Source organism: Pantanalinema rosaneae CENA516, assembly GCF_050753385.1.
GTDB lineage: Bacteria > Cyanobacteriota > Cyanobacteriia > Leptolyngbyales > Leptolyngbyaceae > Pantanalinema > Pantanalinema rosaneae.
In genome coordinates, this window is the sequence record NZ_JBLZFZ010000120.1 from 1 (window position 1) to 5,747 (window position 5,747).

Here is a 5,747-nt window from a genome sequence, read left to right on the forward strand (position 1 = left end):
AGATGTGTATAAGAGACAGGGCGACGTCAAGCCGGAACTCCGCCCGGCCAGTGGCTGTCGTCGCGAGGCTGGCGGTTCAGGCGATTACGAACGGCGGGCCATGTGACGCGATCACTATCCCCCGGTTCCGACGGACCGGTCGCCTCACGAGGCGACATGAGCGGGAATCGCGCACCCTGGTGAGCGTGCTACGCATCGGCTTCATAGGAAATACGCGTCACAGGATCGATGACAACAGGGCCAAGACCAAGAAGAGCAACAGAAAAAATCCCCAAATAGTCGGGGCGCCCGCAGACGGTTTTTGCTTTCGACGGTGTATCGTCGGGTGCGAAAAGCCAGATCCCGGGACTCCGACGGTCGTTCGGCGGCCGCCGGGACCGATCGTATGCTTCATACCCTTCGGTCCGAGCGAAACGGACGCGCCACGCTTGCTCAAATTGAGCCGCACGCCGGGCATGATCTTCATGGATCGCCGAAATCTGAACGCCATTATTCATTCTCCGAATTATTCGATTTCAAATACGACAATGATCATTATTCTATCACGTCGATATCACGCGAGAACTGAAATATCTTGCGGCGTCGAATCAGGTTTCCAAAGGGGTCGAGATGAATCTCCGGCGGTCTGCGGCGGATGCGCAGATGGCGCTTCACCGGCAATTGGACCGCGATCCTGGCCGGAGAGGGCCTGTCCCCCGCGAACAAATTCGTCGTCGTCGCCATCGTCGTTTCGTGTCTCGTCGCCGTTCTGGAGAGCGAGCCGACCATACACGAAGGCAACGAGACGCTGTTCTGGGCCTTCGAGCTGTCGTTTGGAACGTTGTTTCTGATCGAATACGCAGCGCGCATCTGGGTTGCGCCGGTCGGCGGGCGGTATGGCCATGGCTGGCGCGGCCGCTTGCGATACGCCATCTCCCCGCGGCCTTGTTCGATCTGGTCGCGATCATGCCGATATTCGTCATGGCGATGGGACCCGATACGTTTCTTCTCCGCTTCGTGCGTTTGCTCCGTCTCCTGCGCCTCTCGCGGCTCGGCGCGTTTTCGGCTGCGATGAACCATCTCGGCGAAGCGTTGCGTTTGCGCAGGTTCGAGCTGCTTGTGAGCGTCGTCGTGGTCGTCTCGCTGTTGCTCTTCACTTCGACCCTTCTCTACCTGGTTGAGGGCGAGCGACAACCGGATGTCTTCGGTTCGATCCCGCGCGCGATGTGGTGGTCGCTCGCCACGTTGACGACGGTCGGATACGGCGACGCGGTTCCGGTAACGGCGCTCGGAAAGTTCTTCGCCGGGCTCACCGCGATGGGCGGCATTTGCGTGATCGCGATACCCACCGGAATTCTCGCATCGGCGTTCAGCGACGTCATGCAGCAACGCCGAGCGAACAAATGAACCCGAGCCGGCGTCTCTTCCGCCGGTCGTTGTGAGCTTCAGCGACCGCCCGCCCACCGGCGGCCTGATCACTCCGACAGGAAGATGTCGCCGCTTGGCCCGACGCCGTCGGGCACCGGGATGTCCGTCGCGCCGTAATTCGTGTTGAGGGTCAGGACCGGGGCCTCCGAGAGCTTCAGCTTGCGGGCCACGATGACGGTGAACGCCGAATGGTCCGCCACGCTGCTCCGCGAATTGACGAATAGATCGCCTCGCGGCAGGTAGATCGTGCCGAGCAGGTTGCGGGCGTCGTCGCTCGAGATGCGAAAATCCCGCCCCGGCGGCGACGCGCGGTCCTCGAAGAACAGGATGCCGCAAGCGCGCCGTCGCGCATGGCCGAGAGGTCGATCGTCGACGACCGGTCGAAGGCGAGCACCGCCGCCGCGCCCGTGAAGAAGAAGCTCGTATGGCGCCCGATCAACGCGCCGTCCTCGACGGCCAGCGGGCCGTCCTTGATGACGTAAAGGCCAGGGTCCAGGGTGACTTCCGCGCCCTGCTCGATCCGGATGCCGCCGCAATAGACGCCGGGCGTCAGCGTGCGACGGGATCGCACGACCAGACCGGTCTCGGTGCATGCTCCCACCGCCGGCGCGGCTCGCGAGGCGAGCGGGTCCCGCAGGGGCGGGCAGTCGAGGAGCGGGGGCGGCTGGTAGGCGGCGAGCGGTCCGAACTGACCGCCGGAGGAGCAGATCAGGCTGGCGCGGATCTCCGCGAAATTCGCGATGCGCATCCCCTGCGGGTGCGTGGAGTTCGAATAGACGGCGCAGTTCTTCGCCGAGAGCAGCGCGCCTGCTCGAAATTCAGAGTCCTCTGTTCGGATTCATCCAGACCGACGACGCAGATCGGCGCCGAGCCTGTCACGCGCGCCGTGGCTGAGACCTGCACTTTGGCGAGGGCGTCCGTGAACGCGCGGCTGAAGGCGCGGTCCAGAGGGTGCTCGATCGTCACTTTCACCGAATGGGCGTCGCTGTTCACGACGGCGGAAACGCTCGCCCGTGAAGCCTCGGAGGAATAGGCCGACAACGCCGAAAGCGCCGTCGCCTCCGCAGCCGCCGACAGCGCCTCGGGCGACGTGGCGCCCAGGCGCATTTCCCTGGCCGTCGCGATCGCAGCGGCGTCGGCCGCGCTCTGGAGGCGCGCGCGCGAGCTGTACCAAGTCGTCACATCGATCGCGAGGGCGACCGCCCCGAGCAGCGGAAGCAAGGACAATCCCACGATGACCGCGAGGTTTCCGGACGTTTCCCGTCGGAAACGCTGGATTAATCTTGTCGAAGAATTCGCGTTCATCTGGAAATTCCTCTGATCCGATTTGGCCGGATTGCTCCGTCAAATCGATGTCAGTCTGAAAGCTCTGTCGCGATTTCGAGGATGCGCTTCCTCTGGCACATGAAGGCGCCGACGCATTCAGGATCGAATTGACTGCCTGAAGCCGTTTCTATTGCGGCGAAAGCATCCTCGAAGGGCCATGCCTCCTTGTAGGGACGCGTCGTCGTCAGCGCATCGAAAACGTCCGCGACGGAAACGATGCGCGCCGCTATCGGAATGTCTCGTCCGCTGATCCCTCGAGGATAACCGCCCCCGGAGAAGCGTTCGTGATGGCAATAGGCTATCTCGGCGGCCAGCTGGATCAGCGCGCTCTTGCTGCCGCTCAGGATCTTGAATCCCGCGTGAGCGTGCCGTTGCATGATTCGACGCTCCTCGTCGTCGAGGGGGCCGCGCTTCAGAAGGATGTCGTCCGGAATCGATACTTTGCCGATATCGTGCAGATGCGAGGCGAGAGCGATGTCCGATACGGTTTTCGCGTCGACGCCGATATTCTTCGCGATTTCCGACGCGTAGGACGACACCCGCTTCAGATGATTTCCCGTCGCGTAGTCCCGTTGTTCGACGGCGAGGCTCAGCGGAAGATCATTTCCTCTTCGCGATCCGATAGTTCGATGACCGCCTGACGAACCTTCGTTTCGAGATTTTCCGCGTGCATCTCGAGCATTCGTCTCGAACGGTTCAGCTCGCAAAGGTTTCCGACCCTGATCCGCAGCTCCTGCGCGTCGACCGGCTTTCTGAGAAAATCCGTGGCGCCCGCCATCAGCGCCCGGGAACGCGACGATTGGTCGGATCGCCCCGTCAATACGATGATCGGCGTGAGGGACATGCCCTCGAAGCGGCGAATGTGGCCGACAAGCTCGATGCCGTCCATGACCGGCATCCCGATGTCGGTGACGACGAGATCGTAGACTTGCTCCCGGCGACCAAGCTCGAGGAGCGCTTCTTCTGCGCTTCGGCGGAGCTGGACGGCGCAGGTCGTCGCCAGCGCGGCCGCGATGAGCTCCAGCGCTATCGGGTCGTCATCGACAGCCAGAACCCGATACTTGTCCATCGCCATGCCCTTGCCCGAAGGACGCATTTTCAGCATCGAAGCCATATTTTGCGGGGAAAATATAAAAAACATCTAATCTATTGCTTTATTTTATGGGTGTCGTGATTTCCCGGCACCGTGCTTGGTTGATGCTTCCTCTACGTCGTGCCTGAGGAAAACGTGTCTTTGGCCGGATTTCCGTTGATCGGCGACTTCGGGCGGATCCCGTCATGCGCAGAGGGCGATGGCTTGCGGCGCAGGCCATGAGGAGGGCTCGAGGTCGGTCCCGTGTTCGCGATGGTCTCGCCGCGACAGCCGCCTCTTGTCGCGGATCGCTTTACGGAAGAGTCGGCGTCCATGCTCGCTCCTGTCCGGCCGGCCTCGCGGGCGACCCGCGCGCCCCGCCCTCCCGCCCGTGCGCATTTCCGCGCCGCTCCCGCCCCGCGCCTCTGATACGTTCCTCCCGTCGCGCAGCGGAGAGCCATGCCCATGAACGCGCCGGCGGGGCGGCCGGAGGATCTGAACAAGGCCGTCCTCTACATGTGCTTCGCGGCGTTGCTCATTCCGATGCTCAACGCGGCGGCGAAATATCTCACGCAGGATTACGGCGTGCTCCAGATCACCTGGGCGCGCTACGCCGGGCATCTGTTCTACATGCTCGCCGTCTTCGCCCCGGTCTACGGCGCGGGGTTGCTGCGCACGGAGAATCTCGGGCTCCAGCTGCTGCGATCGAGCATGCTCTGCGTCTCGACGTTGGTCTACGTCACGGCGCTCTTCTACGTGCAGCTTCCGACGGCCGCGGCGATCAGCTTCACGGCGCCCTTCATCGTCACGGCCCTTTCGCCTCTCGTGCTCGGGGAGCGGGTGAGTGTGAGCCGCTGGTTCGCGATTCTGGCGGGCTTCATCGGAGCGGTGATCGTGCTGCGGCCGGGCGACGGGCTCGACCTCGCGGCGACGATCGTCTTCGGCAGCGCCATGGCGGCGGCGTGCTACCAGCTCCTCTCGCGCAAGCTCGCCTCCGGCGACAGGGCGGCGACGTCGATCACCTACATCGCCGTGACGGGATTCGTGCTGACGACGATCCCGCTGCCGTTCTTCTGGAAGACGCCGGGCTCCGCGCTCGACTGGGCGCTCTTCGCGAGCCTCGGTCTCTCGGGCGGCTTCGGGCATTACTTCATGGTGCGGGCCTTCGAGGTCGCGCCCGCGCCCTTCGTCTCGCCCTTCACCTATCTCCAGCTCGCTGGCGCGGTGCTGCTCGGCTGGGCGGTGTTCGGGCAATTGCCGGACGCCTGGGTCTGGACGGGCTCCCTCGTCATCGTGGGCAGCGGCGTGTTCATCCTCGTCACGGAGCGGCGCGCGCGGGCGGCGGCCGCTCCCGCAGCCCCGCGCGACGCGCGCGAGTGACCGGAAGGCCCGCGCCGGTTCAGGCGGCCGCCGGCGCCGGCTCGACCTCGGGGAAGGCGATCACCTTGTTGCGCAGGGCCACGTGGCGCATGATCCGGCGCGCCGTCGTCCGGCTCACGGCGTCGAAGACGGCGTAGACCTCCATCGCGCTCTCCTGCGGCACGCCGACATCGACCCGCTCCCGCCAGAAGGGCTTGAGCGTCGCCCAGTCGAAGCCGATCGCCTTTATCAGCATCGCCGACGGGTAGAGCGAGTCGGCGACGATCAGCCGGGCCACCAGCTCCGGCGGTATGGCGCTCAGGATCGCGAGGCCAGCGATCGCGTCCTCGTATTGCCGCCGCGAGAGCCAGCGCTCGATGTCCTCGCGCTTGATCGAGCGCCGCATCGCGCGCATCGCGACGTAGTCGAAGGAGGCCATCATCATCGTTCGGGAGAAACAGGTCGCGTCGCCGTTGCGCATGGCGCGCGAGATCGTCGCGACGAGCTTTTCGCCGGTCGGGGAGGGCTCGCCGTATTCCTCGTCGAACTCCTCGCAGGCGAGGGCCCCGTCGATGGCGAGCAG

General features: G+C 64.4%; 9 protein-coding genes. 2 read left to right on the forward strand and 7 right to left on the reverse strand.

Annotation, left to right across the window (positions count from 1 at the left end; translation table 11 throughout):
* Positions 1 to 188: 188 nt before the first annotated feature.
* Positions 189 to 497, reverse strand: coding sequence for a hypothetical protein (locus ACN4EK_RS31755; protein WP_431662448.1), 309 nt, complete (start codon positions 495 to 497; stop codon positions 189 to 191).
* Between the two features lie 37 nt (positions 498 to 534).
* Positions 535 to 723, reverse strand: coding sequence for a hypothetical protein (locus ACN4EK_RS31760; protein WP_431662449.1), 189 nt, complete (start codon positions 721 to 723; stop codon positions 535 to 537).
* Positions 724 to 924: 201 nt separating this feature from the next.
* Between ACN4EK_RS31760 and ACN4EK_RS31765 the strand changes: the two genes are divergently transcribed.
* Positions 925 to 1,386, forward strand: coding sequence for a potassium channel family protein (locus ACN4EK_RS31765; protein ID WP_431662450.1), 462 nt, complete (start codon positions 925 to 927; stop codon positions 1,384 to 1,386).
* A gap of 175 nt (positions 1,387 to 1,561) precedes the next feature.
* Here the strand turns inward: ACN4EK_RS31765 and ACN4EK_RS31770 are convergent, their stop codons facing one another.
* Genes ACN4EK_RS31770 through ACN4EK_RS31785 form a run of 4 tightly spaced genes read right to left on the reverse strand, consistent with a single transcriptional unit; the run spans position 1,562 to position 3,847 of the window.
* On the reverse strand, positions 1,562 to 2,155 hold the full coding sequence (locus ACN4EK_RS31770; protein WP_431662451.1) for a hypothetical protein: 594 nt from the start codon (positions 2,153 to 2,155) through the stop codon (positions 1,562 to 1,564).
* Positions 2,116 to 2,712, reverse strand: a complete 597-nt coding sequence (locus ACN4EK_RS31775; protein WP_431662452.1) for a TadE/TadG family type IV pilus assembly protein — start codon at positions 2,710 to 2,712, stop codon at positions 2,116 to 2,118. The genes ACN4EK_RS31770 and ACN4EK_RS31775 overlap by 40 nt, the downstream gene beginning before the upstream one ends.
* Before the next feature lie 50 nt (positions 2,713 to 2,762).
* Positions 2,763 to 3,440, reverse strand: coding sequence for an HD-GYP domain-containing protein (locus tag ACN4EK_RS31780; protein WP_431662453.1), 678 nt, complete (start codon positions 3,438 to 3,440; stop codon positions 2,763 to 2,765).
* Entirely contained in the window at positions 3,323 to 3,847 is a 525-nt protein-coding gene (locus ACN4EK_RS31785; protein ID WP_431662454.1) for a response regulator, read from the reverse strand. The genes ACN4EK_RS31780 and ACN4EK_RS31785 overlap by 118 nt, the downstream gene beginning before the upstream one ends.
* Positions 3,848 to 4,264: 417 nt before the next feature.
* Between ACN4EK_RS31785 and ACN4EK_RS31790 the strand changes: the two genes are divergently transcribed.
* Entirely contained in the window at positions 4,265 to 5,185 is a 921-nt protein-coding gene (locus ACN4EK_RS31790; protein ID WP_431662455.1) for a DMT family transporter, read from the forward strand.
* A gap of 19 nt (positions 5,186 to 5,204) precedes the next feature.
* On the opposite strand, the gene ACN4EK_RS31795 is transcribed toward ACN4EK_RS31790, so the two are convergent.
* Positions 5,205 to 5,747, reverse strand: a 543-nt coding sequence (locus ACN4EK_RS31795) for a DUF2336 domain-containing protein (protein ID WP_431662456.1), incomplete at its 5' end; no start/stop codon positions are given.

What these genes read in the sequence shown, in the direction of transcription:
- ACN4EK_RS31755 (WP_431662448.1), bottom strand. Translation starts at nt 497, where the DNA reads ATGAATAATGGCGTTCAGATTTCGGCGATCCATGAAGATCATGCCCGG.
- ACN4EK_RS31760 (WP_431662449.1), bottom strand. Translation starts at nt 723, where the DNA reads ATGGCGACGACGACGAATTTGTTCGCGGGGGACAGGCCCTCTCCGGCC.
- ACN4EK_RS31770 (WP_431662451.1), bottom strand. Translation starts at nt 2,155, where the DNA reads ATGCGCATCGCGAATTTCGCGGAGATCCGCGCCAGCCTGATCTGCTCC.
- ACN4EK_RS31775 (WP_431662452.1), bottom strand. Translation starts at nt 2,712, where the DNA reads ATGAACGCGAATTCTTCGACAAGATTAATCCAGCGTTTCCGACGGGAA.
- ACN4EK_RS31785 (WP_431662454.1), bottom strand. Translation starts at nt 3,847, where the DNA reads ATGGCTTCGATGCTGAAAATGCGTCCTTCGGGCAAGGGCATGGCGATG.
- ACN4EK_RS31790 (WP_431662455.1), top strand. Translation starts at nt 4,265, where the DNA reads ATGCCCATGAACGCGCCGGCGGGGCGGCCGGAGGATCTGAACAAGGCC.